The 26026-nt window shown below is 43.4% G+C and carries 30 protein-coding genes; 20 read left to right on the forward strand and 10 right to left on the reverse strand.

Going from position 1 to position 26026, the window contains the following annotated elements:
* From AC0J2F_RS01500 to rpsF, 4 genes are all read right to left on the reverse strand, one after another.
* Positions 1–471, reverse strand: a complete 471-nt coding sequence (locus AC0J2F_RS01500; RefSeq protein ID WP_473008298.1) for a DUF6495 family protein — start codon at positions 469–471, stop codon at positions 1–3.
* A 75-nt stretch (positions 472–546) separates the two neighbouring features.
* Positions 547–1002, reverse strand: a complete 456-nt coding sequence (gene rplI, locus AC0J2F_RS01505; protein ID WP_473008299.1) for a 50S ribosomal protein L9 — start codon at positions 1000–1002, stop codon at positions 547–549.
* Between the two features lie 12 nt (positions 1003–1014).
* Positions 1015–1314, reverse strand: a complete 300-nt coding sequence (gene rpsR, locus AC0J2F_RS01510) for a 30S ribosomal protein S18 (RefSeq protein ID WP_198356562.1) — start codon at positions 1312–1314, stop codon at positions 1015–1017.
* Complete coding sequence (gene rpsF / locus AC0J2F_RS01515; protein ID WP_087525154.1) at positions 1314–1652, reverse strand: 30S ribosomal protein S6; 339 nt, start codon at positions 1650–1652, stop codon at positions 1314–1316. The genes rpsR and rpsF overlap by 1 nt, the downstream gene beginning before the upstream one ends.
* A gap of 226 nt (positions 1653–1878) precedes the next feature.
* Here rpsF and AC0J2F_RS01520 point away from each other — a divergent pair, with 226 nt between their 5' ends.
* Positions 1879–2592, forward strand: a complete 714-nt coding sequence (locus AC0J2F_RS01520; protein ID WP_473008300.1) for a LytR/AlgR family response regulator transcription factor — start codon at positions 1879–1881, stop codon at positions 2590–2592.
* Here the strand turns inward: AC0J2F_RS01520 and priA are convergent.
* The 4 genes from priA to nadC form a co-directional block, all read right to left on the reverse strand.
* The gene (gene priA / locus AC0J2F_RS01525; protein WP_473008302.1) at positions 2589–5039 is read right to left on the reverse strand and encodes a replication restart helicase PriA; all 2451 of its coding nucleotides are present in this window, start codon (positions 5037–5039) and stop codon (positions 2589–2591) included. The genes AC0J2F_RS01520 and priA overlap by 4 nt on opposite strands.
* Positions 5040–5100: 61 nt before the next feature.
* On the reverse strand, positions 5101–5676 hold the full coding sequence (locus tag AC0J2F_RS01530) for a chalcone isomerase family protein (protein ID WP_473008303.1): 576 nt from the start codon (positions 5674–5676) through the stop codon (positions 5101–5103).
* A gap of 26 nt (positions 5677–5702) precedes the next feature.
* The gene (locus AC0J2F_RS01535; protein WP_473008304.1) at positions 5703–6614 is read right to left on the reverse strand and encodes a YihY/virulence factor BrkB family protein; all 912 of its coding nucleotides are present in this window, start codon (positions 6612–6614) and stop codon (positions 5703–5705) included.
* Positions 6611–7468: a carboxylating nicotinate-nucleotide diphosphorylase gene (nadC, locus tag AC0J2F_RS01540; protein WP_473008306.1), complete on the reverse strand. Its 858-nt coding sequence runs from the start codon at positions 7466–7468 to the stop codon at positions 6611–6613. Before nadC ends, AC0J2F_RS01535 begins: the two co-directional genes overlap by 4 nt.
* 111 nt (positions 7469–7579) lie before the next feature.
* Here nadC and rlmH point away from each other — a divergent pair, with 111 nt between their 5' ends.
* From rlmH to AC0J2F_RS01565, 5 genes are all read left to right on the forward strand, one after another.
* Complete coding sequence (gene rlmH / locus AC0J2F_RS01545; protein ID WP_473008308.1) at positions 7580–8053, forward strand: 23S rRNA (pseudouridine(1915)-N(3))-methyltransferase RlmH; 474 nt, start codon at positions 7580–7582, stop codon at positions 8051–8053.
* A 2-nt stretch (positions 8054–8055) separates the two neighbouring features.
* Positions 8056–8637, forward strand: coding sequence for an RdgB/HAM1 family non-canonical purine NTP pyrophosphatase (gene rdgB / locus AC0J2F_RS01550; RefSeq protein ID WP_473008309.1), 582 nt, complete (start codon positions 8056–8058; stop codon positions 8635–8637).
* Positions 8638–9036: 399 nt separating this feature from the next.
* The gene (locus AC0J2F_RS01555) at positions 9037–10836 is read left to right on the forward strand and encodes a DEAD/DEAH box helicase (protein WP_473008311.1); all 1800 of its coding nucleotides are present in this window, start codon (positions 9037–9039) and stop codon (positions 10834–10836) included.
* 84 nt (positions 10837–10920) lie between these two features.
* A complete protein-coding gene (locus AC0J2F_RS01560) occupies positions 10921–11685 on the forward strand; it encodes a carboxypeptidase-like regulatory domain-containing protein (protein WP_473008312.1) in 765 nt (254 codons plus the stop codon).
* A 35-nt stretch (positions 11686–11720) separates the two neighbouring features.
* A complete protein-coding gene (locus AC0J2F_RS01565) occupies positions 11721–12854 on the forward strand; it encodes a serine hydrolase (RefSeq protein ID WP_473008315.1) in 1134 nt (377 codons plus the stop codon).
* Positions 12855–12921: 67 nt separating this feature from the next.
* Here the strand turns inward: AC0J2F_RS01565 and AC0J2F_RS01570 are convergent, their stop codons facing one another.
* Positions 12922–13503: a fasciclin domain-containing protein gene (locus tag AC0J2F_RS01570; RefSeq protein WP_374958506.1), complete on the reverse strand. Its 582-nt coding sequence runs from the start codon at positions 13501–13503 to the stop codon at positions 12922–12924.
* A 306-nt stretch (positions 13504–13809) separates the two neighbouring features.
* Between AC0J2F_RS01570 and AC0J2F_RS01575 the strand changes: the two genes are divergently transcribed.
* The 14 genes from AC0J2F_RS01575 to AC0J2F_RS01640 all read left to right on the forward strand — a co-directional run bounded on the left by AC0J2F_RS01575 (position 13810) and on the right by AC0J2F_RS01640 (position 25487).
* Positions 13810–14358, forward strand: coding sequence for a pyridoxamine 5'-phosphate oxidase family protein (locus AC0J2F_RS01575; protein WP_473008317.1), 549 nt, complete (start codon positions 13810–13812; stop codon positions 14356–14358).
* Positions 14345–15094, forward strand: a complete 750-nt coding sequence (modA, locus tag AC0J2F_RS01580) for a molybdate ABC transporter substrate-binding protein (protein ID WP_473008319.1) — start codon at positions 14345–14347, stop codon at positions 15092–15094. The genes AC0J2F_RS01575 and modA overlap by 14 nt, the downstream gene beginning before the upstream one ends.
* Before the next feature lie 10 nt (positions 15095–15104).
* The gene (modB, locus tag AC0J2F_RS01585; protein WP_473008320.1) at positions 15105–15794 is read left to right on the forward strand and encodes a molybdate ABC transporter permease subunit; all 690 of its coding nucleotides are present in this window, start codon (positions 15105–15107) and stop codon (positions 15792–15794) included.
* The gene (locus tag AC0J2F_RS01590) at positions 15791–16654 is read left to right on the forward strand and encodes an ATP-binding cassette domain-containing protein (protein WP_473008321.1); all 864 of its coding nucleotides are present in this window, start codon (positions 15791–15793) and stop codon (positions 16652–16654) included. Before modB ends, AC0J2F_RS01590 begins: the two co-directional genes overlap by 4 nt.
* Complete coding sequence (locus AC0J2F_RS01595; RefSeq protein ID WP_473008323.1) at positions 16651–17205, forward strand: cysteine hydrolase family protein; 555 nt, start codon at positions 16651–16653, stop codon at positions 17203–17205. The genes AC0J2F_RS01590 and AC0J2F_RS01595 overlap by 4 nt, the downstream gene beginning before the upstream one ends.
* Positions 17205–17696 (forward strand): GTP cyclohydrolase II, encoded by a 492-nt coding sequence (locus AC0J2F_RS01600; protein ID WP_473008324.1) that lies wholly within the window; start codon positions 17205–17207, stop codon positions 17694–17696. The genes AC0J2F_RS01595 and AC0J2F_RS01600 overlap by 1 nt, the downstream gene beginning before the upstream one ends.
* Before the next feature lies 1 nt (position 17697).
* Positions 17698–18156, forward strand: a complete 459-nt coding sequence (locus AC0J2F_RS01605) for a hypothetical protein (RefSeq protein WP_473008326.1) — start codon at positions 17698–17700, stop codon at positions 18154–18156.
* Positions 18153–18929 (forward strand): carboxylesterase family protein, encoded by a 777-nt coding sequence (locus AC0J2F_RS01610; protein WP_473008327.1) that lies wholly within the window; start codon positions 18153–18155, stop codon positions 18927–18929. The genes AC0J2F_RS01605 and AC0J2F_RS01610 overlap by 4 nt, the downstream gene beginning before the upstream one ends.
* 5 nt (positions 18930–18934) lie before the next feature.
* On the forward strand, positions 18935–19450 hold the full coding sequence (locus AC0J2F_RS01615; RefSeq protein WP_473008329.1) for a GNAT family N-acetyltransferase: 516 nt from the start codon (positions 18935–18937) through the stop codon (positions 19448–19450).
* 82 nt (positions 19451–19532) lie between these two features.
* Positions 19533–20162, forward strand: coding sequence for a hypothetical protein (locus tag AC0J2F_RS01620; protein WP_473008330.1), 630 nt, complete (start codon positions 19533–19535; stop codon positions 20160–20162).
* A gap of 56 nt (positions 20163–20218) precedes the next feature.
* Entirely contained in the window at positions 20219–21022 is an 804-nt protein-coding gene (locus AC0J2F_RS01625) for a hypothetical protein (protein ID WP_473008332.1), read from the forward strand.
* Between the two features lie 94 nt (positions 21023–21116).
* Positions 21117–23549: an alpha-L-rhamnosidase-related protein gene (locus AC0J2F_RS01630; protein ID WP_473008333.1), complete on the forward strand. Its 2433-nt coding sequence runs from the start codon at positions 21117–21119 to the stop codon at positions 23547–23549.
* A gap of 1 nt (position 23550) precedes the next feature.
* Positions 23551–25074 carry a M20/M25/M40 family metallo-hydrolase gene (locus AC0J2F_RS01635; RefSeq protein ID WP_473008336.1) on the forward strand — a complete coding sequence of 508 codons (1524 nt, stop codon included), beginning with the start codon at positions 23551–23553 and terminating at the stop codon, positions 25072–25074.
* Positions 25074–25487 carry a VOC family protein gene (locus AC0J2F_RS01640; protein ID WP_473008337.1) on the forward strand — a complete coding sequence of 138 codons (414 nt, stop codon included), beginning with the start codon at positions 25074–25076 and terminating at the stop codon, positions 25485–25487. Before AC0J2F_RS01635 ends, AC0J2F_RS01640 begins: the two co-directional genes overlap by 1 nt.
* 73 nt (positions 25488–25560) lie before the next feature.
* Here AC0J2F_RS01640 and AC0J2F_RS01645 read toward each other — a convergent pair whose 3' ends face one another.
* Entirely contained in the window at positions 25561–25887 is a 327-nt protein-coding gene (locus AC0J2F_RS01645; RefSeq protein WP_473008338.1) for a hypothetical protein, read from the reverse strand.
* Positions 25888–26026 lie beyond the last annotated feature (139 nt).

The following is a 26026-nucleotide window of genomic DNA, read 5'->3' on the forward strand; positions in this document are numbered from 1 at the left end:
CTAGTTGATCACCTTTATAAGCTGATCGATAAAACTTCCATCTACTATTTGAGCACCTTGTCGAACCAGACTAAATAATTGTTGATTGCGGTCTTCTGAAATGGCTTTGCTTCCGCTTTGGATGACCACAGAATCATCTATAAGATTATCTAACAACCATTCCCTACCAGCAGCTGTAGTCAAGTCTGCAGTGTTAGAGGTCACTTTAATATGAATAAGCTCGATCACCTCAGTCTGAACCGCAAAACAGAACAACTGATCTGGGCTTGCATTTTCCAGATACTTTGCGGCACTTAAGGCACCTTCCCAAACCAGGTCGCTAAATACATCGAGCTCGGCTTCGGCAACTTCGGGTTTGTTCTGTTTGATCTCTTGCCACTCATCCGCAGTAATACTCTGGGTAGCTAAAAATCTTGTAAACTCCTCTTGTAGGGCTTCGAACTGTTCTTTGGTAAGTCTGGTGTATTTCATTCTTTTAAAAATACGATCTACAAAAAAAGGCCTTCTGAACAAACAAAAGGCCTTTGAATTATCTTGAAGGTCTAATTAACTCTTAGCCTCTGCAATTACGTCAAAAGTAAGGTTCGCGATCACATCTCTGTGGAAACGAACTTTAGCTTCGTACTGTCCAGTGCGCTTGATGTTTCCACCAGAAACTGTAATGTACTTCTTGTCGATGCTCACTCCAGATTTCTCTAGAGCTTCAGCTACGTCTGCATTATTTACAGAACCGAAAAGTTTATCACCTTCTCCAGCTTTAGCAGCAATCTTCACTTCTAAACCGTTAAGTTTCTCAGCTTCTGTTTTGGCGTCATCAACCAACTTTTGCTCTTTAAAAGCACGTTGCTTCAAAGTCTCTGCCAATACTTTCTTAGCAGAAGAAGTAGCCAATACAGCATATCCTTGAGGGATAAGGTAGTTTCTACCGTATCCGTTCTTTACAGTAACGATATCGTCTGTAAACCCAAGATTCTCTACATCTTTCTTTAATATAAGTTCCATGACCGTACTGTATTATTTTAATAGATCCCCTACGTATGGCATAAGTGCAAGATGACGAGCTCTTTTAACAGCTACGGCCACTTTACGCTGATACTTCAAAGAAGTACCTGTCAAACGACGAGGAAGAAGTTTACCTTGTTCATTCACAAACTTCATCAAGAAGTCTGGATCTTTATAATCGATGTACTTAATACCTGACTTTTGGAAACGACAATATTTCTTTGCCTTAGTAGTCTCGATGTTAAGCGGCGTTAAATAACGGATCTCACCGTCTTTTTTGCCTTTTGCTTGTTGTTCAATGCTAGACATGATTAAGCGGTTTTAGCGTTGCGTTTTCTTCTTTTCTCTGCCCATGCGATAGCGTGCTTGTCCAAACGAACGGTCAAATAACGCATAATGCGCTCGTCTCGTCTGAACTCAACTTCTAATGGGTTGATCACTTCACCAGGAACGGTGTACTCGAACAAGTGGTAAAATCCACTTTTCTTGTGTTGAATTGGGTAGGCAAGCTTCTTAAGCCCCCAGTCCTCTTTTGAAATCATCTTAGCTCCGCCAGAAACCAAAAAATCTTCGAATTTCTTTACTGTTTCCTTTATCTGTTCTTCAGATAAAACGGGATTCAAGATGAAAACAGTTTCGTAATGATTCATACTTTATGTTTAAATATAAATTAAGTCTCTTATAAAGAGGCTGCAAAAATAGAACTATTTCTGCAATATTCAAAGCTCGTCTATCCTTTAATTTCCTACATTTAACCCTTACATATTTGGCAGATAAACGTAAATTTTCCACGGTTAATCGTTAAGTTTCGTTAATAAATGTTGTCGTTCATCGATAATTTGCTTATAATTGTGCGTTACTAAATCTATTATTGCCTTGGAAAAAACCGTACTTAACTGTGCTATAGTTGACGATTCTAGCCTACAGCGTCTGTCTATCGTCAAACTGATCCAAAACCACCCCTCGCTAAATTTAGTCGCCGAGTACAACAACGCTATTGAAGCGAAAATGGGGCTATTGGACACACAAATCGACTTGATATTCTTAGATATCGAAATGCCGATCCTATCCGGCTTTGACCTCTTGGATGACTTGAGTGTTAAACCACAGATCATCTTTGTTACTGGAAAGACGAAATACGCTTTTAAAGCCTTTGATTACGACGCCGTAGACTATTTGCGCAAGCCGATCTCTAAAGAGCGTTTTCTCAATGCTGTACACAAAGCGATCACGAACCATCGCCTACACAACGAAGACGGTTTTGACGACGAAGACTTCATCTTTGTTAAGAGCAACTTGAAAAAGCGTAAGGTATTCTTAAATGAGCTGCGCTATATAGAGGCGCGAGGAGATTATGTGAAGTTGGTAACAGAGCACGACTCTCTGGTAGTTCTATCTACCATGAAGAATTTTGAGTCGCTCTTGCCCACGGATCGTTTCCTTAGAATTCACAAGTCTTATATTGTGAATCTGGATAAAGTAGAGCGTTATAACAGCAAGGTCATTGAGATCGACAACGATCAGTTACCGCTTAGCCGTAACAGAAAGACCCAACTAGTAGAAGCGCTTGCCGCTTCTATGAAGGCTTAATACGGATCTACATCCACTACTAGCTTGATACGCGCAAACGGTTTTTGTGCCTCAAAGTTGCGGACCAACATGCCGACCTTGCCCTTATATGCCTTTATTCCGGCGTTTACAGGCACTTTTAGTAACACATGGCTCAGGTATTCGTTGCGTATACGGCCTACTGGCGGGATCTCCGGACCTAGCACTCCCTCATTGAACTGAGCCTCTAAAGCTTTGGCAAACCAACGAGAACCGTTTTGCATGGTCTCAAAATTGCGATGCTTAAAGGTAAACCTGATCAGGCGATTAAATGGCGGATAACCATATTGCCTGCGTTGTTCCATCTCGTCTTTAAACATACCATCGTAGTCATGAGTGGTCACCTGTTGTAATATTAGGTGCTCCGGATTAAAAGCTTGGATCAAAACCTTCCCTCTATCTTTGGTACGCCCAGCACGGCCAGCCACTTGACTGAGCAGCTGAAAGCTGCGTTCGTGGGCTCTAAAGTCCGGGAAATTGAGCAAGGAATCTGCTTGCATCACTCCTACCAAACCAACTGCTCTAAAGTCTAACCCTTTAGCCAGCATTTGGGTTCCTACTAAGATATCTATCTCCCCCTGCTCAAAACCGTGAATCAACTTGGCATGTGCATGTTTACCACGCGTAGTGTCTTGATCCATGCGAGCTACACGCGCGTCTGGCAAAAGTTCTTGTAGTTCTGTTTGGATTTGTTCTGTTCCGAAGCCTTTAGGGTCTAAGGTCATACTGCCACAAGCACCGCACTGCTTGGTCAAGGGACTCGCGTATCCGCAGTAATGACAGCGCAACTGCCCTTTGGCCTTGTGAAAGGTAAGGCTGACATCGCAATTGGGGCACTGCGGAGCGCTTCCACAGGTCATACATTCCATAATAGGAGCAAATCCGCGTCTGTTCTTGAATAAGATCACCTGTTTTTTCTCGGCCAAGGTTTCCTGTATAGCTTCTACTAAGCTATCAGAAAAATGGCCTTGCATCCGCTTTTTACGATTCTTTTCGCGCAGATCGACCAACTGAGTATCTGGCAATAGTACCTTTCCGTAGCGTTCTTTAAGACTGACCAAACCGTATTTACCCGAAACAGCGTTCTGATAGGTTTCTAAAGCTGGTGTAGCAGAACCCAAAAGTACCTTTGCTTTACACAAAGAGGCAAGCACAACTGCTGCGTCGCGGCCGTGATAGCGCGGTGCAGGATTGTATTGTTTGAAGGAATGCTCATGCTCCTCGTCTACAATGACCAAGCCCAGATCTTGAAAGGGTAAGAAAACGGTAGAACGAGCTCCAACAACCAATTGCGCACGCTGATCTTGGCGTAACAATTGGTTCCAGACCTCTACCCTTTCATGTACACTATAACGGGAGTGATAAACCCCGACGCGATCGCCAAAATATTCTTGTAAACGACTTATGAGCTGGGTTGTGAGGGCAATTTCCGGAAGCATATACAATACTTGCTTTCCTTGCGCTAACTGCTCTTCTATAAGTTTTACGTATACCTCGGTCTTACCACTTGAAGTAACACCGTGAAATAGACAAACAGACTTTTCGGTGAACTGTTGCTTTATCTCACCGTAGGCTCGCGATTGTGCTTCTGACAGGCCTTTGGAATCTGCCGTATCACTTTCCCACTGGGCTTTTCTATCGGTTTGTCGTTTCTCTTCCAGTATGATGCCTTTGTCGATCAAGCTGCGCAGTGGCGCAGCAGCTCCCGCTACTTCGGCTAAAAGCTCAGGGCGCTTTACAGCTCCAGATTGACGCGCAGACAACATAAATAGTTGCATCAGCACTTCCCGCTGTTTGGGCGCGCGTTGCATTTCGTCTAAAAGTGCCGTCAAGGCAGATTCTTCTTTAAACTGCGGAGCCAATTGCAGATAGCTAACCATTTTCGGGATATACTGCTCGTAAAGGGTTTCTACCAGTGCGATCCTGTTCTTTTCTAACAAAGCTTGGATAACGCCTAAAACCTGCTTTCTGTCCAAAATGCTCCGCACATCATTTAGGTGCAACTGTTGCCTGTTCTCTAAAGCCTCCAAGATCATTTCTTCTTGTTCAGATAAGGCAGCCTCGCTCGCAGGACGCTCTGTCTGCAAACGGATGATGGTCTCGCTTTCTAACAGAAATGCTCCAGGTAGCGCAGCGCGCATCACCTCGCCTATACTGCAGAGATAATAATCCGCTATCCACTGCCAATGCTTTAGTTGGGTTGGGGTTACCAGAGGATATTCATCAAGGATCTGATCGATCTCCTTGGTCTCGTAGGTCTGCGGGGGTGTTTGATGTACTTTATAAACAATAGCCGTGTAGATCTTCGATTTCCCAAAGGGAACAGCCACCCGATGTCCTGGCTTGAGAAAATGAGCCTCGTGAGCGTTTACCGAATAAGTGAACGCCTGCTTAATGGGAATGGGCAGTATGACATCAATAAAGTACAAGAAATAAAAAAGGCTGTCGCAAAAAACGACAGCCTAAAATTACGTAATTCTATGAGCACAATTAGCTGCCCAACATTCCTTTTTTAAGTTTTTTATCGGCAGGAACTTTTCCAAGCCAAATTCCGAATAAGGCTTTCTTAAACGCCATACCAGGAATGACTCCCAATTCTTTTCCGTTCTTGTAACACACCACGCCACGTCCGGTTTGGTAAGTGATATCAAAAACGTCTTCTTCTACGATTTCCTCGCTAAAAAAGCCAATGAATTTCTGGATCTCGCTATCTAAAGAAGAAGTGTCTCCACGCATAGAGGCATCGAATCCGTCGTTTACGGCCTCTTTCATAGCATCGCTAGATACAAAACTAGAAGTGATCACAAGTTTCATAGCCATATTCTTATCTGCATCGATGATGCCCTGTGCATTTTTAGACTTGGATTCCAAGTATAGTCCGCCCGAATAAAGTTCCAAAACAAACGCTTTTTTACGGATTCCACCGCCGTTAAGCACCAAATCAGAACCACCAACTTTCATGGTATTGGGTAGCATCACATCTCCTATCTCTGTCATTCCTCCATTCTGCGCAAACCCAACATTCATAGAAAGTAGAGCGATCATTAATATTAAAACTCGTTTCATAAGTCAATAAAGTATTTAAGTAATTATTAGTGTTTGTTTTTCAAAGCTCTTAAACTCGCATTAAGTTCAAAGCCCAGTAAAAGTAAGTTAGAATTTAACCAAATATACAGCATCATTATCAAAAGAGCCCCTATGGACCCGTAAAGCTCGTTGTAATTGGAGAAATTATTAATATAAACTCCAAAGAGATAGGTGGTTAGCATGAACAATAAGGTGCTTACCAAAGCGCCTATGGAAAAGAATCGCGATTGTCTCCCGTCCTTTACTCCAAAATAATAAAGTATAGCTACTACCATATAAACTAAAAGTACAAAGACCACATAACGTACCGTTGTTATCCAAAACACCTCGTCAGAGATGTAGTGTTCTTGCTTGAGTACACTGATCAAATATTCACTGTACACCGCTATCACTACGCTAAAAAGCAACAACAATGCCAAAAACACAGAAACCACTAAGGCGACCCAATACTGGCGCAAAAAATTACGGTTAATTGTAACGTGAAAAGAGTACTCAAAACCGCTAAATATAGAATTGACACCATTGGCCATAACCAACAGCGTCAATACAAAAACAAAGGACAGCAATCCTCCTCTAGGGTTGGCTGCAATATCTTCTATGACGGGGAAAAAGAAATCAAAGGTCTGGGCTGGCATCAATCCCCCAATAAAATCTAAGAAACGCTGTTGAAAGTTCTCTATGGGTACATAAGGAATAAGGTTCAGCACAAAGAGCAAAAAGGGAAAGATCGCCATAAAAAAGCTAAAGGCTATGGCTCCTGCCCTACTGGAAAAGGTCCCTTTGACTATGCCAACGGCATAGGTCTTTAATAAATCATACAACGACAAACCTTCAAAACCCGGCAGTAAGATCTTATCGCAGAGACGGATAGCCGCACTGACCACAGGAGTGTTTCGCAAGCGTTGTTCTAAACTCATAAAGCTTTTAGGCTGAGATCCATATTGTGTACCGAATGGGTCAAAGCTCCACTAGAAATATAATCTACTCCACATTCTGCATAGGCTCGCACCGTTTCTAAAGTGATGCCTCCCGAGGATTCAGTTAGGCATTTATCTCCAATTAGAGCAACCGCCTTTCGAGTATCCTCGTAGTTGAAATTATCTATAAGGATGCGATATACACCCTGGTTCTCTAAAATCTCTTCTATCTCTTCTAAAGATCGAGCCTCTACAATGATCTTCAGTTCCAGTCGATTGTCCTTAAGATACTCCCGAGTTACTTGTATGGCTTTTGTAATCCCACCGCAAAAGTCAATGTGGTTGTCTTTGAGCATGATCATATCATAGAGAGCGAATCGGTGATTCTCACCGCCGCCGATCTTAACCGCCCATTTTTCCAGTGCACGTATACCGGGCGTGGTCTTACGCGTATCGAGAATTTTGGTGCCTGTACCTTCTAATAGTTTTACATATTTGCTGGTCTTAGTCGCAATAGCGCTCATGCGCTGCATGGCATTTAAGACCAAGCGTTCAGCCTTTAGTATAGACTGTGAATTTCCACTGACATAAAAGGCTTCATCTCCGTATTTTACTGGGCTACCATCTGTGATTCTAATGTCGACCTCAAGACCGGGATCTACAAATTCAAATACCTTCTGAGCAAAAGCCACTCCTGCAAGTATACCTTCGTCTTTGACCAAAAGTCGCGCCTTTCCGGTAGCGTCATAAGGAATACAAGCAAGGGAGCTGTGATCGCCATCGCCTACGTCTTCTCGAATAGCATTGGCGATGATCAGATCGATTTCTTTGTCAAAGTCTTTTTGGGAGATCATGGAAATAGGTGTTTTGGCTAAATTACTAATTCCACCCTAAACACAGGCTTTAGCTTTGCGGATTCGTAAAAAGAAAACAAACACTAGGTCGCGCTTTTGTACCTTTGTCAGATGCAGATCAAACTCCTGGCCGTTGGCAAAACAGATAGCGCAGCAATAACAGAACTCACCGAGATCTACAACAAGCGATTGACGCGTTATATTCGCTTTGAATTTCAGATCGTTCCCGACTTGAAGAAAAGGGCCAAACTCTCCTTTGAACAGCAAAAGAAACAAGAAGGTGAATTGATATTAAGTCAGCTAAACACAAGTGATTTTGTTGTACTTCTAGACGAAACGGGAAAACAGTTCACCTCTATGGCCTTTGCCGATTATTTACAACAGCGCATGAATTCCGGAATCAAGAATTTAGTGTTTATAATAGGTGGCCCTTACGGGTTTTCTGAGGAGGTATACCAGCGCGCAAACGGCAAACTGTCGCTCTCTAAAATGACTTTCTCGCATCAAATGGTGCGTCTTTTCTTTGCCGAGCAGGTCTACCGCGCATTCAGTATACTCAATAACGAACCCTATCACCATCAATAACTATGAAAGAACTGGTTTTTGCCACGCACAATCCCGGAAAGCTCAAAGAATTACAAGCCATGGTTGGAGATCGCTTTAAATTACTCAGCTTAGATGATCTGGGCTGTCACGAAGAGATCACGGAGACCGCAGATAGTTTTCAAGGCAATGCCTTGCTCAAGGCTAAATATGTCCAAGAAAAATACGGTTTACCTTGTTTTGCTGACGATAGTGGTCTGGAAGTTTCTGCCTTAAACGGAGCTCCTGGGGTTTATACTGCGCGCTACGCTGGTCTTGGGTGTACTTCTGACGATAACATGGACAAGCTTTTAAGCGCCTTGAAAGATCAAGCCGATAGATCTGCTCGTTTTGTTTGTGTGATTTCTTTGTTGCTCGAGAATGAACCTGTTTACTTCGAAGGCTTCTGCCCTGGTGAGATTCTAAAGGAACGCCAAGGCACGGACGGCTTTGGCTACGACCCCATCTTTAAACCCAATAATTTTGATCGTTCTTTTGCGCAAATGACTCTTAAGGAGAAAAGTGCCATCAGCCATAGAGGAAAAGCAGTAGCACAATTGGTGGCCTATTTAAAGAATTCTCAATAAACAAGCTGAAAACAAAAAACTTAGCGTACTTTTTTCAAAGGCAACCAAATTTTATAGGTTAAACCCCAAATTATAAAATTTGGTTGGGCTTCAAGAACCACTTCGTTAGTCCGCTAACTTTTTTATTTCATCAAAAAAGCTTGGAAACAAAAAACTTAGCGTACTTTTTTCAAAGGCAACCAAATTTTATAGGTTAAACCCCAAATTATAAAATTTGGTTGGGCTTCAAGAACCACTTCGTTAGTCCGCTAACTTTTTTATTTCATCAAAAAAGCTTGGAAACAAAAAACTTAGCGTACTTTCGCGCCAGAAAACTCCTCGGGTTGAGGAAATGTGTTGCACGAAGCTAAATGGGTTTACTTGTCGCGTGCTTCGACCAACACGCAAATACAAGTAACTATGAGTGCATTTGAAGCATTAGGACTGTCTGCGCCTTTATTGCAGGCCACGGCCGATATGGGTTTTGAAAAACCAACCGAAGTTCAGGCCAAAGCGATTCCCCTTTTATTACAATCAGAGACCGACTTGGTTGCCCTGGCGCAAACCGGGACCGGAAAAACTGCTGCCTTTGGCTTTCCACTGATCCAAAAGATCGATGTAAAAAGTAGAAATACCCAAGGGCTTATCATTGCGCCTACACGCGAACTCTGTCTGCAGATCACCCACGAGCTGCGTTCTTATTCACAACACGTTAAAGGTTTACACATTGTTGCCGTATACGGTGGAGCGAGTGTACAAGCACAAGCAAAGGACCTAAAGAACGGTGCCCAGATAATCGTAGCGACTCCTGGTCGTATGAAAGATCTTATCGGTCGGGGTGTTGCTGTCATTAAAAACGTGGAGTACTGCATTTTAGATGAGGCAGATGAAATGTTGAACATGGGATTCTACGAGGACATCAAAGAGATCCTTTCACACACACCAGAAGACAAGAGCACTTGGTTATTTAGCGCGACCATGCCTAAAGAAGTTGCCGCAATTGCCAGACAGTTCATGCACGATCCTAAGGAAATCACAGTAGGCACAAAGAATAGCGGCGCACAGCGTGTGGATCACGAATACTACCTTATCAGTGCTAGAGATCGCTATTTGGCATTGAAGCGCTTGGCAGATGCCAACCCAAACATCTTTTCGGTAGTTTTCTGTAGAACCAAGCGCGATACCCAGAAAGTAGCAGAAATGCTAATCGAAGACGGCTACAACGCAGCTGCTCTACACGGTGACCTGAGTCAGAATCAGCGTGATCTGGTAATGAAATCGTTTCGAACCAATCAGATACAAATGTTGGTGGCTACAGATGTTGCCGCTCGCGGTATTGATGTGGATGATATTACCCACGTGATCAACTACCAATTACCGGACGAGATAGAAACCTATACCCACCGCAGTGGACGTACAGGACGCGCTGGTAAATCTGGTGTCTCTATGGTTCTGGTATCTAAAAGCGAGGTGCGCAAGATCAAGGCCATAGAAAAGATCATTCACAAGCAGTTTGAGGTTAAGACCTTACCAACAGGCATGGAGATCTGTGAGATCCAACTCTTGCATTTGGCAGAGAAGATCGAGCAAACAGACGTAAACAAGGAGATAGAGCCTTATGTTCCGGCGATTATGGAAAGCCTCGGTGCTTTTGACAAGGAGACCTTGATTAAAAAAATCTTTAGTGTGGAGTTTAGCCGTTTCTTTAATTACTACAAGAACGCTAAAGAACTCAATGTGCCAGAAGTTGGAAATGTTTCTAGTGGTGGCAATAGCACGCGCTTCTTTATCAATATTGGTGCTAAAGACGACTTTAGCTGGATGACGCTGAAGGACTTCTTAAAAGACCTATTACAGATCAAAGATGACGGCCTGTTCAAGGTAGATGTGAAAGGAAGCTTTTCATTCTTCAACGTAGAAGAACCTTATGTAAAAAGAGTAGTCGATACCTTTGAAGACTTTGTTTTAGACGGGCGTAAGATAGTAGTCGAAGCTACTACCGAAAAGCGCAGAAAAGGCGGTGGCAAACGTTTCAAGGAATCCTTTGATGGCAAAAAGAAATTCAAACAGCCAAGAACGCGAAAACAAGGCAAACGCGGCGGAGGTCGTTTTGAAGAAGGATTCGGTGGAGGACGCGGCAGAAAGAAAGGTGGAGGCGGTAAGCCAAGAGGCGAAGGTAGCAAGTCTAAAGGCACTGGAGGTAAGCGACGCAGAAGATAAGATTCTTAAATTTTTTGTAAATATGGGGTCGGCGGTATGAGAATTGTATACTTAATATGTATTTTTGACCTTAAGACCCTTGCTATGAAACCTTTCTGGTGTTTTTTATTGATCCTGATTTCTTTTTCCGCACTCTCTCAGGAGGAGCAAACAGAAATGGTTCAAGGTATTGTACAAAACGATGCCAATGACAAAGCGCTAGAAAACGTGAATATCGTAAACCTCAATCAGGTGATCGGTACGGTCTCTGAGCGAGACGGTAGCTTTAAAATTCCTGCTAAAGTTAACGACACCCTCTATTTCTCTTACCTCGGATTCAAATCTATACGCGTTCGTGTTACCAATGATTTATTGCGCTTCGGAGAGATCAAGGTCAAAATGACTGAACTTGGGATTGCCTTAGAAGAGGTTGTGATCCGGCCTGTAGAACTTACGGGCTATTTAGAGATAGACGCCAAGATCATTCCGGTTTATGACGATTACCGCTACGCCATTGCAGGTCTAGACCGTGGTTATGAAGGGGGTTCTCAGCAACCAGGAGCTGTGGGCAAGGTGCTCAGCGCCATATTCAATCCGGCAGACTTTCTCTACAACGTCTTTGGCAAACGCCCCAAGCAGATGCGGAAATTGCGACAAATGAAGGCCGATGACAATATCAGAAACTTGTTGCAGAGCAAATTCGATAGAGAAACACTAATGGCGGTCTTGCAGTTGGAGCGCAACGATCTGGACATGATCTTGAACAATTGCAACTATTCCGATCAGTTCATTAGAACCGCTAACGATCTGCAGATTTTAGACGCAATTTCTGAATGCTACGAGCAATATAAGGTGCTCAACAGAAACTAAGGGCGAATTGCTATCTTTAGGCAAACTCACAGCCTATGAGAGCACATATTGCTTACTGCCTACTTCTTTTACTTCCACTTTTCTCTTGCCAAGATGAATTTGTCGATCCTTTACAGGCAGCACTGTCTTCTGATGATCCTGCCATAAAAATGGTCATGAACAATCTAGAAGCTCATGAGGTGCAAATAGCCCTTAGTGTGGTAGACTATTCCGCACCCAGCCTTGCTTTCAAGGAATATGAATTCCAAGTAAATGATTCCGTCTACTTCTACCCTGCCAGTACGGTAAAATTCCCCATGGCGGTGATTACCTTAGAACAATTAGATGACAACGGATTTATCAATCTAGACGCTACCATTAACGTCAATGGAGATTCTATCAGCTCTACATTTAGAAAAGATATCCGTGACATATTCGCTGTAAGCAGTAACGAGGCCTACAACCGCTTGTATGAATATTTAGGAAAGGATTTTGTCAACCAGCGGATGCAAGAGCTCGGGATAGATAAATTCAGACTGGCGCACAGGCTTTCTACTGCCAATGCAGACGACCTCATGCTCAAAGGCCTGACCTTTAAAGGCTCCGAAGCAAATGAGACCTTTATTGGCGAAGGCTACCAAATGCAAGAACTCAAGGCTTTGGAGTTGGAAAAGACATCAAAAGGCGTGGGATATTTTAAAAACGACAGTCTTATTAAAGCACCGATGGATTTTGCTTACAAGAACTACTACCCCATCAGCAGCATGCACAATACCATGCGAAGAGTGGTTTTTCCAGAATATTACAGCAGTGAGCAGCAGTTCGACTTGAGTCCGGAGCTGCATCAGTTCTTACTGGAGAGCATGCAATTGCTTCCCAAAGAGGCCGGTTTTACTTCCCAGGAGTACTATGACTCTTATGTCAAATTCTTTCTTTATGGTGACAGTAAAGCACCTATGCCAGATGACATCACCATCTTGAACAAAGTTGGCTATGCCTATGGATACCTGACAGACTGCGCTTACATCATGGATACCGCCAATCAGATCTCCTTTATACTCACAGCTACGGTTCATGTCAATGAAAATAGGATCTTTAACGACGACAACTACCAGTACGATGAAGTTGGAGTTCCTTTCTTAGCTGCCTTAGGGCGTCAGATACACAAACAGTTAATTGTCAATAAATAGCAAAAGAAAAGGCTGCCCTTACGGACAGCCTTAATTCATAGCAATTTTATTTTTTGACCACCTAAAATTATTGAGGCATTACTACTGAATCAATGGCGTGGATCACTCCATTGGATGCAGCTACGTCTGGGATAATCACAGTAGACTTAGCGCCTGTTGCGTCTGTAAGTACTACGTTTCCTCCTTCTAGAGAAAGCGTGATCGTTCCACCCTGAACGGTTTTAACCTCGAACTTTCCATTGTTCTTCTTAATAGCATCTACTACTGCAGCAGCCTCAAATTTTCCAGCTACTACGTGGTAGGTCAACACTGCAGTTAGGGTTCCTTTAGCTTCTGGCTTAAGTAAACCTTCTACAGTTCCTGCAGGTAGTTTTCCGAAAGCATCGTTGGTTGGAGCAAAAACAGTGAATGGACCTTCTCCACTTAAAGTCTCTACCAATCCAGCAGCTTTTACGGCAGCTACCAAAGTGCTAAAAGCATCGTTTCCTGCAGCTACTCCTACTATAGTTGGAGGAGTATCGGCAACTTTAGCGTCGGTTACGTTTTCTACTTCTGCAGAGGCAACCTCGGCTGTGTCATTGTTTTGTTTGTTCTGTGCACAAGCAGAGATGAACATCCCGGCTAGTACGAATGTGGCAATCTTTTTCATGAGTTTCAATTTTTGTAGTTTTTGTTTATAAATCAAGCTAGCTTAGTGTGTTTTTGAATAAGTCGCTTCGGATCGCTTTTATCCTGGTCCGGATTATTGGGTCTTTACAATTTTGGCGCATTTCAAATCAAGTCTGTGTTACTAGTCTGATTTACCTGACGCTAAATTAGAACCTATAAAATACCTTTCTATTAATATTTTGTTTAAATTTTTCTATTTTTTGTTAAACAAAATATAAATGTACTTATTTGTGGTCGCTCCACTGACATGCAGTATCTTTATCCTTACAAAAAGTAATGCGCAAACATGGCGGCACAATTCCAAGAATTACGAGAAGTCCATAAAAATTTCATTGAGGCCCAGCCGGTATTCTTTGTTGCAACGGCAGCACAAGAGGGCAGGATCAATCTATCTCCCAAAGGCATGGATAGTATTCGAGTCATAAACGATAAGACATTGGTTTGGCTCAATCTTACCGGAAGCGGCAACGAAACGGCCGCTCACCTACTCAAGAACAACCGCATGACTATAATGTTCAATGCCTTTGAAGATCCACCATTGATTTTGAGATTATACGGAAGCTGTGAGGTCTATCATCCAAGAGACCCACAATTCGAAGACTATTTAAAGCTCTTCCCAGAAACTGCTGGGGCCAGACAATTCATTGAACTACACATAGAAACGGTTCAGACCTCTTGTGGTTATGGAGTTCCTTATATGGAATTTAAATCGCACAGGACACGCTTGGCAGATTGGGCAAAGGCTAAATCCGATGAGGAACTTTGGGCCTATTGGGAAAAGAAGAACACCAAAAGCATAGACGGATTTGAAACAGCGATTTTTGCAGAAGACTAATCTTATAATTGGCCTTTTCCTGGCCTGTTTACTCCTATGTGCTTGCACAGAACAACCCACCGACAAATTGCGTATTGCAGTTGCGGCGAACGCAGAAGGATTGGCGAGTGCCTTGGCAGCGGAATTTAGCAAGACCAATGATGTTGAGATCGATATTATAAGCGGCTCTTCTGGAAAACTTACCAACCAGATCAGCAATGGAGCTCCTATAGATATATTTATGGCCGCAGACTTGAGCTATCCACAGCGCTTGTATGATCAAGGACTAACCACCGCTGCCCCAGTTCCCTATTCCAAAGGCATATTGGTGCTTTTGTCTCAAGAGGACTTTCTCAAATCTGGTCTCACCTTAGCGGGACTTAAAACCTTAGCCATTCCCAACCCAGACTTGGCTCCATACGGCCGTGCAGCCAAAGAGCTTCTGGAATATCAAAAACTATGGGATACAGTTCGCCCAAATCTAGTCTATGCCGAAAATGCGGTTCAAGCGGCAACCTTTGTAGTTTCTGGAGCTGCCCAGGCTGCCATTACGGCTAAATCTACAGCCATGCAAGCACAGCGAGAATCCGAAGTATTTGTACTGGATATAAATAAGGTACACTACAAACCTATCATTCAAGGCGTGGTTCTAATAAAAGGTGATAACAAACATCCCGAGGCAGAAAATTTTGTGAATTTTCTATTGAGCGATTCAGTTAAAAAACTGATCAAACAACAAGGCTACGACCTACCCTAGAATTGAATTAATGCTATCTTTGAATAGCGTGAACTGGGATCCATTATTATTAACTCTTAAATTAGCAATTCTGACCACAATATTATTATTGTTGGTTGCAGTTCCCTTGGGCTATTGGTTGGCCTATTCCAAAACTAAATTAAAACCATTACTTAGCGTACTCATTAGCATGCCCCTGGTGCTTCCGCCCACCGTATTGGGTTTCTATTTTTTAATAGCCTTTAGTCCCAACAATGCCTTTGGCGCATGGTTAGACAGTGTTTTAGGGCTGAGATTGGTCTTTAGCTTTAGCGGATTGGTCATTGCCTCTATGCTATACGGTTTACCCTTTATGGTTCATCCCGTTTTGGCGGGCTTTAAAAGTCTCCCTCCGCAGTACAAAGAAGCATCAAAACTCATGGGACGCTCCCGTTTGGATACCTTAAGACAGGTTCTACTACCCAATATGAAACCTGCCTTAATGAGCGGATTGGTACTAACCTTTGCACACACTTTGGGAGAGTTTGGGGTTGTACTTATGATAGGCGGGGCAATTCCGCAGAAGACGCGCGTAGCCTCCATAGCCATCTATGAGGAAGTCGAGAAGTTGAACTTTGGACAAGCACATCTGTATTCCTTAGTATTGTTTCTGATCTCTTTTGTGATCTTGTTTTGGGTCTACACCAGAGGAGCTAAAAATTGGGGAGGATTCTACAAATGATAAAGGCTCGTTTACATAAAACACTGAAAGGCTCTAATGGCGTGATGTCCTTGGATGTAGACATTCAATTTGAACAAGGTAGTTTTAATGCGCTCTTTGGGCCATCTGGAGCTGGAAAAACTTCGACCTTGCGCATGCTTAGCGGCTTGCTGAGTCCAGATTCTGGAAAAATTACAAACCACAATGAAGTATGGTACGATGCTGAGAAGACTATAAGTCTGCCGGCCGGGAAGCGCAATATAGGTTACCTATTTCAAGACCTCGCCTTGTTTCCCAACATGAGCATAAGGCAAAATCTGCAGTATGCCAGTGGCAAAAACCCCAACAAAGCCCTTATTGCAGAACTACTGCGATTAACGGAGTTGGAAGCTTTGGCCGATCAAAAACCATACGTACTTTCTGGAGGCCAGGCCAAACGCGCTGCGCTGGCCCGAGCCCTGGCTCAAGAACCTCAACTACTGCTACTGGATGAACCCTTTACAGCTTTAGATCAAAAACTCCGATTGGAATTTCAAGATCATTTATTGCAGTTGCACAGCCGCTTTGGATTTAGTGTGATCTTAGTGAGTCATGACCTGCCCGAGGTCTGTAAACTGGCCGCTTATGTTTGGGTATTGGATAATGGTAGTATTACCAAATCTGGGGCTCCAACTGTAGTTTTCGGACTTGATCGATCCGATAAACAATTGAATGTCCTAGCACAAATCATTGCTAAGACCGCCTCCGGTCTATTGGTTTCTGCCAATGGCAAGCAGTTTGAAATTAAAACAGACCATACGAACGATAAATACGCACTTGGAAGTTGGGTTCCTGTCAGTTTACCGACAGATTCAGCAATACTATTAGAAAACAAAGAATGAAAGCACTGGTACTGATAGATATACAAAAGGGTTTCGAGGACATTGAATACTGGGGAGGCAATAGGAACAATCCCGAGGCGGAACAACGGGCAAAAGAGCTTTTAGAATACTTCAGAGCTAGATCATGGCCAGTGTATCACGTTCAGCATTGCTCCACCAACCCAAAGTCTCCGCTGCGCTCGGAGGCCAGGGGAAACGCCCTAAATGAGCTAGTGAAGCCTTTAGAAACTGAGCCAGTCTATACCAAGACTGTTAACAGTGCTTTTATTGGCACGCCCTTAGAAGAAGTGCTTAAGTCCGAGCAACAACAAGATCTTGTCATGGCAGGTCTAACTACAGACCACTGCATATCCACCAGTGTTCGTATGGCGGCTAATTTAGGTTTTGAGGTCACTTTGATAGAGGACGCTACCGCAACTTTTGACAAAGTAGATCGCAACGGAAAACGATATGACGCCCAATTGATCCACGAGACGGCTATCGCGAGTTTGGATGGGGAGTTTGCGCTGATCCAAACCTTAGAGGAATTTCTAGATTCAATAGACAACTGATGCAAAAACTAGCCGACACCACTTTAAAAACCCGCTACGGCCTTTTTACGGAGACCTTATTTGCCGATGGGCAACAAGAGATCATTTGCCTACATATGGGCGAACTCAAAGAAGCTAGGGCAGTATATTGTCGTTTGCATTCAAGTTGCATTTACGGACACTATTTCAATTCCTTGGAGTGTGATTGTCAACAGCAGATGGATCAGGCCATGCAACAAATAGCGGCCAAGGGTTCGGGTATTATTGTACTCCTGGATCAGGAGGGAAAAGGTAATGGTCACCTGGCATTAATGAAAAGTAAGGCTTTTAAGGCTCAGGGTTTGAAGCAAGCAGAAGCCTACCAGGCCGCAGGTTATCCAGCCGAGGCAAGAGATTTTACAGCTGCTGCCCAAGTTTTGGCTAGTTTTGAAATGGCTTCTGTAAATCTAGATAGCAGCAATAAACACAAAGTAGCAGCTCTCATCTCCGCAGGGATAAAAATCGAAGACTAAAATGAAACAACGCGATAAACGAGTAGCCTTTATGACCTATTTCTTTATGGTCGGTGGTCTAATTGGCCTTCTGGTTAGTTTTCTGCGATTGCGACACCCTGGAGATGACAATTGGTTTTGGTTTACTTTAAGCGTTCAAACAATTTTATTTAGTCTATTCTTTTATGTGGGTTATTTGTTCTTGAACAAGGAAAACAAAAGGGCATCAGAACTGGGGATCTTTATTCAAGTTTTACAGATTTTCACTTTTACCGCTTGGGGATGGAGTTATTATTTCGCCGGAGGAATAGGCGTTAGCCTGACATACTTACTAGAACCCGGAGCTTTAGAGTTCAGTACAGGAGTATCTGATTTTGTTTGGGATCTAGTCCCTAAAAGGCAAGCTAAACAAGTGGGCATTAATCTTTTTGCAGTGGTAATTCTTTTTATCTTGTTGAAGATTAGAAAAGCCTACCGATGAAAATCAAAAGCCTAATTGTACTACTACTGCTGAGTTCCTTTGGAGGTCTTGCTCAAGGCTTGGACCTGTACGAAAAAGAGACATACATCTCTAGAAACGGGGAGCTCCCCTATCGGATCATGTTGCCCAAACACTACAATCCTGAGATCACTTACCCTATGTTGGTTTTCTTACACGGTTCTGGAGAGCGCGGCAATGACAATACTTCCCAACTAAAGCACGGAGGTGCCTTTTTTGCTTCGGACAGTGTTCGCACAAAGTTTCCGGCCATAGTAGTTTTTCCGCAGTGTTCGGCCCAGGGTTATTGGGTCAATAGAGATTACAACCAAACCCCAGAGGGTGTAACCATAGACTTTCCCAGAAGAAACACTTACAGTTTAGAGCAAACACTGCTAGAGGGCATGATCAAAGAGCTATTAAAAAATTATACTGTAGATACGGACCGCCTCTACATAGGCGGCTTATCTATGGGCGCTATGGGAACTTTTGAATTGGTTAGACGTAACCCTAAATTATTCGCCGCTGCCTTTGCAATTTGCGGTGGAGCCAATCCGGCCATAGCTGGGAAACTAGATCGTTTGCCTTGGTGGATCTTTCATGGCGATGCAGACCAAGTGGTTCCTATTCGATATTCAGAACAAATGGTGGAGGCCTTGAAACGTTTGAATGCCGATGTGCAGTTTACCGTTTATCCTGGGGTTAATCACGACAGCTGGACTCCTACCTTCGCTAACCCAGAATTACTACCCTGGCTTTTTGCCCAAACTAAGTAATAATTATGGCGGTTATTGAAACAGAACGACTCCAACTCGAACCTGTCAAATTAAGCGATGCGGCTTTTATTTACGAATTACAGAACAGCCCTAAATGGCTTAGGTACATTGGTGATAGAAACATTAGCAGTGTAGCCGTAGCAGAAAAATATATAGCAGATAAAATGCTCTCCCACTACAAAGAGCACTCCTATGGAAATTGTGTTGTATACAATAAAGAGACTGGTGCGGCCATGGGTACTTGTGGCTTGTTCAACCGACCAGGCTTAGCAGTAGTAGATATCGGGTTTGCTTTTTTGCCGAAATACGAAGGAAAAGGATTTGGCAGCGAAGCGGCTCTGGCTTTAATGGACCATGCCAGAAACACTTTAAAGCTTCATAAGGTAAGTGCCATTGTATTACCCGAGAATAAAGCATCTGTTAGACTTATTGAGAAATTGGGCTTAGAATTCGTTAAACAAGTCCAATTGCCGGGGGATATGTCTTGGTTGGATTATTACGAAATCACCCTTAACGAGTAGGAATTTAGCATGCTGTGTTGTTTTATTACTAAAACAGACCATGCGCAGCTTAAAGTACTTATCCCTTCTATTGACTTGTTTAGTGCTAGCCTCCTGCTCGTCAGACAGTAATGACGATATGCCGATGAATAATGACAATTCCGGTGGCGGCCAACAAGAAGAACCTGCAAGAACTGCTATTGTTGACCCAGCCTTTGAGGCTGCCTTGGTAGCTTTGAATTTCGACAATGAGGTAGATGGCTCTGTGCTTACAGCCAATATAGAGAATGTAACCAGCTTGGTACTCAATGAGCAGGGAATTAGTGATATCAGTGGAATCGAAGATTTTGTCAACCTAGAGAATCTTTGGATCAATGATAATTTATTGGAGAGTTTGCCTATTGCCACCAACAGCAAACTAAAATTCATTTTTGCCGATTTCAATCAGATCAGTAGCATCAATGTCACTTCCCTACCGGATCTGGAAAAGGTCAGTTTAATAGACAATGCGTTAGAAAGCATTAACGTGAGTAACAATTTTGCACTTCAGCAATTGGTAGTGCCTGGTAATCAGCTAACTGCCTTAGACGTTTCTTCCAATGCTGCACTCACTATTTTGAACGCGGTGAACAACCCCTTGACCTGTGTGCAGGTGAGTAGTAGTCAGCAAAGCAATATTCCTGCGGATTGGGAAATTGATCCGGAAGACAGTTACAGCACGAACTGTAACTAGTAAGACTTCATTTACATCCATACTTTTTAGTAGCCTTTTAGCGTTTTAAAAGGGCTATGAAAACTGCGATTAAACTCCTAACGCATCTAACCATTATTGCCTTATTAACCGTCTTAACACAGATCGGAGGTCTGCTCTACGGTCTTGTGTTGCTATTCTATCGGCCAAGAGAAAGACGTATTCTCAAAAGATCTGTTGTTTTCTCCGGAGCTTATCTGGTCTTAAACCTCTGGGGAGTTCCTTATTTGGCTGCTTATTTTGGACGAGTCGAATTGCCGCAGACCGATCACATCCGCGCCCAAAGCTATATGTATCGCTTATGCAACAGGCATTACGCAACACCGGAATTAAAGCAAGAGCTCGAGCAACTCGCTGCACAATTACAAAATACAGATCCTGGGCTTGTTGTGGTGTATTTGGACGCCAACTTTCCTTTTATAGATAAGTTTCCCTTACTGCCCCACTTAAGCCATTCCGATGGCAAGAAGTTAGATCTGAGTTTCTTTTACAAGGATGAATTCGGAAGGATCAGTGCCAAAAAGCCGTCACGAAGTGGCTACGGCGTTTTCGAATCCCCAGAATTGGGAGAATTCAATCAAACCGAAGTTTGTCTCAATGGCGGTCACCGTTTCTACGACAAGACCGCTTGGCTAACTTTGGGTAAGCCCAACAAACAACTTACATTCGATACCAAGCTAAATAAGCGCTTGTTGGAACTGCTCAGCAGCAACCCAAAGACCGATAAGATCTTCCTAGAACCGCATTTAAAACACCGCTTGACCAATGGGGCAACTAAGGTTCGATTTCAAGGGTGTCACGCCGTAAGGCATGACGATCATGTCCATTGGCAGATCAAGTAAGGGCTACTCTATTTTGCGGATCGGTCATTTCCAATTATCTTAGGGTTTCGATTCAAAAACCAGACCTTTTGGAGGTTAACACATTTTCAGTTCCATGAATAAATCCAACTTGCTGCTCACACTCTGCGGATGGAGTCTACTCACACTAAATGCTTGTAAAGAGGCATCAGAGGGTCAAATAGAAGAAGTCAAAACATACCAAGAAGTTGCGCTAGTTGGCAAAGCCGAATATCTGGACTCTCCCTTTGTAACTGCCGGAGACCGTGTCTATATGGTCGGACACCAAAACGGAAGTTTTCCTGAACTGGGCTGGCACATCACCGGAGAGATGGGCGGAGTATGGAATCATCCCATAAAACTGCTCGATGGATTTGGACTTAGCCTTAAAACCGAGCGGGATCTTATTATACTCGACAAAGCCGATAAGTTTACGAATTATCCTTGGGGAAACTCCCATGATTATGGCAATGTAGCCAATACCGATCTGCACATCACTCGAACTCAGTTCGCTCCAGACGGAAAGCAAGGCATAGTGGTTTGGTATACCTTGGAAAACAAGAGTGCAGAAGACAAATCCTTTGGTTTGAATTTGCACGTTTACTCGGACCTGATGCCAACTTGGCTAGGCGAACGCACAGACATGAAAGACGGCAAGGACCTCGTAAATATGAATAAAGACGGGCATCTTTATTTTCATGACAGTGAGATGGAATACCACTGTATAGTGAGTACCAATTTGGCTGCAACAATGCGCGATTCAGAAAATGCCAACAACTTCTCTACCATTGAATCTCCCTACAAAGGAAACGGCATTACTGCCTTGCAAAGCTTTAACATGATGATTCCCGCAGGCGAGTCCAAAAAATTTCAAGTAGTCATTAGCGGGAGTTATGAGTCTCGAGCAATTAGCTATTCAGAAAATAAAGACATACGCGAAAATTGGCCAGAGATGCTCGAGGCTAAAAAAGCGCGTTTAGCCAGCCTAGCACAGCATAGTAAACTAAGCATTCCTGACAAGAAGATAGAAGAAGCCTTTGAATGGCTCAAATACAACTCGGACTGGGTGATCCGCGATGTTCCTCATATTGGTCGGGGGATCACCGCCGGGATACCCGACTACCCTTGGTGGTTTGGCGTAGACAGTGAATACGCCCTTAAAGGCTATATGACCATTGGGCAGACCGATATTGTGGAGTCTACCATAGCCTTGCTAGATTCTGTTTCTGAGGCCGTGAACGGTAATGGCAAGATCATACACGAAATGTCTACCAATGGCGCGGTGTTCAATCCTGGAAACATCAATGAGACCCCGCAATTTGCCTCGCTAATCTGGGAAGTGTTTAAATGGAACGGCGATAAAGCCTTTTTAGAGCGCTACTTCCCAACTGTAGAGAAAGGTTTGTCTTGGCTTATGGAATCTCAAGATAAGGACGGGAATTTATTTCCGGACGGTTTTGGGATGATGGAGATCCACGGGCTAGATAGCGAAATGATAGATGTTGCCGCCTATACCCAACGCGCCTTTGCAGATGCTGCGGCTATGGCAGGAGTTTTAGGGAAACCCGAACTAGAGCAGCAATACCGAGAAACTGCAGCTAAAATGGCTGCCAAGATCAATGCGGAGTTTTGGCCCGAAGAATTCAATTCTTTTGCGGACTTTATCGGTACAGACCAGCAAGCCTTGCACTTAATAGAAGACGCTATTATTAGGGCCGATACACTAGATAAACCCTGGGCTGTAGAAGAGCTTAAAGCAACAAGGGCAAAGATCAAAGCCAATCCTTCTGCCACGCCCAGACCTTTTGTTTTGCATCACAATTGGGTAGTGAATACGCCTATGGAAATGAAGATCGCCGATCCTGATAAGGCCTTGAAAGCTTTAGACACGGGCGCTAACTATGCAAATCCTTTCGGTATGTTCGTAACCGGTATAGACCGAGACGAATCTGCAGGTAGCGATGACGGTTCTTTTAAAGGGCCAGAGATCTTTTCCTATACGGGAGCCGTGATGACTCTTCCTACCGCTGTTCAGATAGTAGGAGAAAACAACTATGGCCGCCCAGATAAGGCTTTGAATTATTTGCAGAAGATGACCCGGAGTTTCAGTTATGCCTTACCAGGTTCTATGTACGAGGTGTCTCCAGATTACGGGATGATCGTGCAAGCTTGGAACATTTACGGCTATGGCGTGCCTATTGTACAGCAGTTCTTTGGTATTCAACCCATGGCCCATAACAAGATTGTTTACATCAGGCCGCAAATGCCTTCTAGTTGGAACAACGCCAGCTTGGAAAATGTGAAAGTGGCAGACAATACTATTTCGGTTTATTTCGAGGAGTCTGAATCCGGAGAAAAACAAATTCGAGTAACCCAAACAGCAGACCAGTGGGAGCTTCGCTTAGAACTGCCATTAGACAATTCCATCATTTATAGCTTTAACGAGGGAGTAGCCAATGAGACCGAAGGTGATACAGACCGCTTTAGCACCAGAGGCAAGGTTCTAGAACTCAAACTAAACCAAAAATAGCATGAACCACAGCAACTTTAAGATATTTGCGATTGGGATACTCGCTTTGTTCAGCTTTAATGGTCATGCTCAATCCAATTGGGACGAGGCCATAGATAAAAGCTTAAAACAAACCCTGCTTACCCATAAAGATTTTGTAGGATATCCGAATATCGCTGCCAATACCAAAGATATGATGGTCAACGTAGGTATAGCCACGGAGTATTTTAAAGCCCGTGGTTTTAAGGTGTCACTGCTGGAATCGGATGGGTTACCGGTATTTTTTGCAGAATATGAGGTTGACCCTAATGCGACCACCCTACTCTACTATTTACATTTAGATGGACAAGCGGTTAATCCTGCGAATTGGGATCAACCAGACCCGTTCACTCCAGTACTTAAAGAACAAACTCCAGACGGTAATTGGAGCATACTACCTTGGGAAAAACTTGAAGGCTCCATTGATATGGATTGGCGGATCTTTGGTCGCGCTGCCGCAGACGATAAAGCTCCCATAAGTATGCTGCTCACGGCCATGGATATTTTAAAAGCTTCTGGCCAGAAACCCAAACACAATTTAAAAGTGATCTTAGACCTGCAAGAAGAAGCTGGCTCTGAGGCCTTTTTGTCTACCCTAGGGCAATACAGTGATCGCTACGCCGCAGATTATATGCTGATTCTTGACGGCCCGGCCCACAACAGTAATCAACCGACCTTGACCTTTGGCTGCCGAGGTATTGCCAGGTTTAGTTTAACCACTTATGGTTCGGAATTGCCACAGCACAGCGGACATTACGGCAATGTAGCTCCCAACCCTATATTTACCTTGAGTCATTTGCTCTCCAGTATGAAAGCTCCAGACGGACGTGTTCTAATTGCGGGCTATTATGACGACATTGCCCTAAGCGCATCCGAAGAAGCCATACTAAATGCCGTACCGGACGATCAAAATGAGATTGTTCAGAAACTAGGTTTGAGTGAGGCAGAAAAGGTTGCGACCACTTATCAACTCGCCATGCAATACCCAAGCTTGAACATCAGGCATATTGAAACCTCTTGGAAAGGTCCCGGTTTAAAGACCATTATACCTGAATGGGCTAAAGCCCACTTTGATGTGCGTTTGGTGGCCGAAACGGATGGAGCTGCCACGCTAGAAAAGATAAAGGCGCATATTAGAGCCCAAGGGTATTATCTAATCGAACGAGCGCCCACTAGAGAAGAGCGTTTAACCTATACCAAAATAGTCAGCTTTGAAGGAAATGCTGGTGTAAATGCCTTTAGAACCGATATGGAAAGTCCTTTTGGGATACAACTCTCTGAAGCAATTACAGCTAGTTTTGGCAAGCCTCCAGTGCGCTTGCGAACTATGGGTGGAACTGTGCCTATTATTCCCGCGGTTAATGCCTTAAAAATACCAGCTATCATTGTGCCCTTAGTAAATATGGACAACAATCAGCACAATCCGAATGAGAACATACGAATCGGGAATATTCGCGACGGGATCAAAGTCATATTAAGCATACTGGAAACTCCTTTCGAAAAATAATGGCGCATCCGTTCAAAATAGCGCATTTAGATCATGTAGCCATTAATGTAAGGGATATGGAAGTATCCATTGCTTGGTATGTCCAGGTATTGGGACTTAAACGTGTCCAGGTTCCAGAATGGGGTGCAATTCCTGTCTTTATGTTGGCTGGGGAGACTGGGGTGGCGATTTTTCCTGCGGATCTCAGCGACGCTCCTTGCCCACAAGAATCACAACATATTAAGATAGAGCACTTTGCGTTTCGCGTGAGTAACACTGCTTTTGATGTTGCCCGTGCTCATTATGAGAATTTAGGTATGTCTTATACGCTGAAGGATCACCACCACTTCTTATCTATCTATACCGAAGACCCTGACGGACATACTGTAGAACTTACAACCCTTAAGGCTGCATCTGCCAATTTCTATAGGTAATAAACTAAAAAAGGGCAGCTTTCGCTACCCTTTTTACAACCAAATAAACAGTACCTAAGTGCAGGTAAACTAACTAGGCTCCGGTATTAACCGAATAACTGTAGGTCTTTCCGCTATTGGCAACTAGCTTGAAAGTGTACTCGCCTGCTGGCGCGTCACTAAAGTCAAATTGTTGTCCGATAGAAGCGGCATCACCCAAAAAGGATTTATGAATAAGCTCTCCGTTGTTATTGTATACATAAACCTTAAAGGTGTCTAGAGTCGTGTTGAGCACAGAAACGCGTACCACATTGGCATTCTCTTGAATAGAAACAGGATTCGTTGTAGGGTTTCCGTTGTTTGCTGTTGCAGCCATTGAAACTGTCAATGCTACTGCGGCGATTACATTCTTGAATTGCATAACTAAGTAGTTTTAAGAATTGAACATTACAAATGTCTCACATAATGAGCAGCTGTACTACCACGGAAATACCCATTATCTGTGTATTTTTAACCTTGTGTGTGGCAAAGTGACAATATTGGGTTAAAATAGTATATGT

The organism is Gilvibacter sp. CC01, assembly GCF_055755295.1.

What these genes read in the sequence shown, in the direction of transcription:
- AC0J2F_RS01500 (WP_473008298.1), bottom strand. Translation starts at nt 471, where the DNA reads ATGAAATACACCAGACTTACCAAAGAACAGTTCGAAGCCCTACAAGAG.
- rplI (WP_473008299.1), bottom strand. Translation starts at nt 1,002, where the DNA reads ATGGAACTTATATTAAAGAAAGATGTAGAGAATCTTGGGTTTACAGAC.
- rpsF (WP_087525154.1), bottom strand. Translation starts at nt 1,652, where the DNA reads ATGAATCATTACGAAACTGTTTTCATCTTGAATCCCGTTTTATCTGAA.
- AC0J2F_RS01530 (WP_473008303.1), bottom strand. Translation starts at nt 5,676, where the DNA reads ATGAAACGAGTTTTAATATTAATGATCGCTCTACTTTCTATGAATGTT.
- AC0J2F_RS01535 (WP_473008304.1), bottom strand. Translation starts at nt 6,614, where the DNA reads ATGAGTTTAGAACAACGCTTGCGAAACACTCCTGTGGTCAGTGCGGCT.
- nadC (WP_473008306.1), bottom strand. Translation starts at nt 7,468, where the DNA reads ATGATCTCCCAAAAAGACTTTGACAAAGAAATCGATCTGATCATCGCC.
- rlmH (WP_473008308.1), top strand. Translation starts at nt 7,580, where the DNA reads ATGCAGATCAAACTCCTGGCCGTTGGCAAAACAGATAGCGCAGCAATA.
- rdgB (WP_473008309.1), top strand. Translation starts at nt 8,056, where the DNA reads ATGAAAGAACTGGTTTTTGCCACGCACAATCCCGGAAAGCTCAAAGAA.
- AC0J2F_RS01555 (WP_473008311.1), top strand. Translation starts at nt 9,037, where the DNA reads ATGAGTGCATTTGAAGCATTAGGACTGTCTGCGCCTTTATTGCAGGCC.
- AC0J2F_RS01560 (WP_473008312.1), top strand. Translation starts at nt 10,921, where the DNA reads ATGAAACCTTTCTGGTGTTTTTTATTGATCCTGATTTCTTTTTCCGCA.
- AC0J2F_RS01565 (WP_473008315.1), top strand. Translation starts at nt 11,721, where the DNA reads ATGAGAGCACATATTGCTTACTGCCTACTTCTTTTACTTCCACTTTTC.
- AC0J2F_RS01570 (WP_374958506.1), bottom strand. Translation starts at nt 13,503, where the DNA reads ATGAAAAAGATTGCCACATTCGTACTAGCCGGGATGTTCATCTCTGCT.
- AC0J2F_RS01575 (WP_473008317.1), top strand. Translation starts at nt 13,810, where the DNA reads ATGGCGGCACAATTCCAAGAATTACGAGAAGTCCATAAAAATTTCATT.
- modB (WP_473008320.1), top strand. Translation starts at nt 15,105, where the DNA reads ATGCTATCTTTGAATAGCGTGAACTGGGATCCATTATTATTAACTCTT.
- AC0J2F_RS01590 (WP_473008321.1), top strand. Translation starts at nt 15,791, where the DNA reads ATGATAAAGGCTCGTTTACATAAAACACTGAAAGGCTCTAATGGCGTG.
- AC0J2F_RS01595 (WP_473008323.1), top strand. Translation starts at nt 16,651, where the DNA reads ATGAAAGCACTGGTACTGATAGATATACAAAAGGGTTTCGAGGACATT.
- AC0J2F_RS01600 (WP_473008324.1), top strand. Translation starts at nt 17,205, where the DNA reads ATGCAAAAACTAGCCGACACCACTTTAAAAACCCGCTACGGCCTTTTT.
- AC0J2F_RS01605 (WP_473008326.1), top strand. Translation starts at nt 17,698, where the DNA reads ATGAAACAACGCGATAAACGAGTAGCCTTTATGACCTATTTCTTTATG.
- AC0J2F_RS01610 (WP_473008327.1), top strand. Translation starts at nt 18,153, where the DNA reads ATGAAAATCAAAAGCCTAATTGTACTACTACTGCTGAGTTCCTTTGGA.
- AC0J2F_RS01615 (WP_473008329.1), top strand. Translation starts at nt 18,935, where the DNA reads ATGGCGGTTATTGAAACAGAACGACTCCAACTCGAACCTGTCAAATTA.
- AC0J2F_RS01625 (WP_473008332.1), top strand. Translation starts at nt 20,219, where the DNA reads ATGAAAACTGCGATTAAACTCCTAACGCATCTAACCATTATTGCCTTA.
- AC0J2F_RS01630 (WP_473008333.1), top strand. Translation starts at nt 21,117, where the DNA reads ATGAATAAATCCAACTTGCTGCTCACACTCTGCGGATGGAGTCTACTC.
- AC0J2F_RS01635 (WP_473008336.1), top strand. Translation starts at nt 23,551, where the DNA reads ATGAACCACAGCAACTTTAAGATATTTGCGATTGGGATACTCGCTTTG.
- AC0J2F_RS01640 (WP_473008337.1), top strand. Translation starts at nt 25,074, where the DNA reads ATGGCGCATCCGTTCAAAATAGCGCATTTAGATCATGTAGCCATTAAT.
- AC0J2F_RS01645 (WP_473008338.1), bottom strand. Translation starts at nt 25,887, where the DNA reads ATGCAATTCAAGAATGTAATCGCCGCAGTAGCATTGACAGTTTCAATG.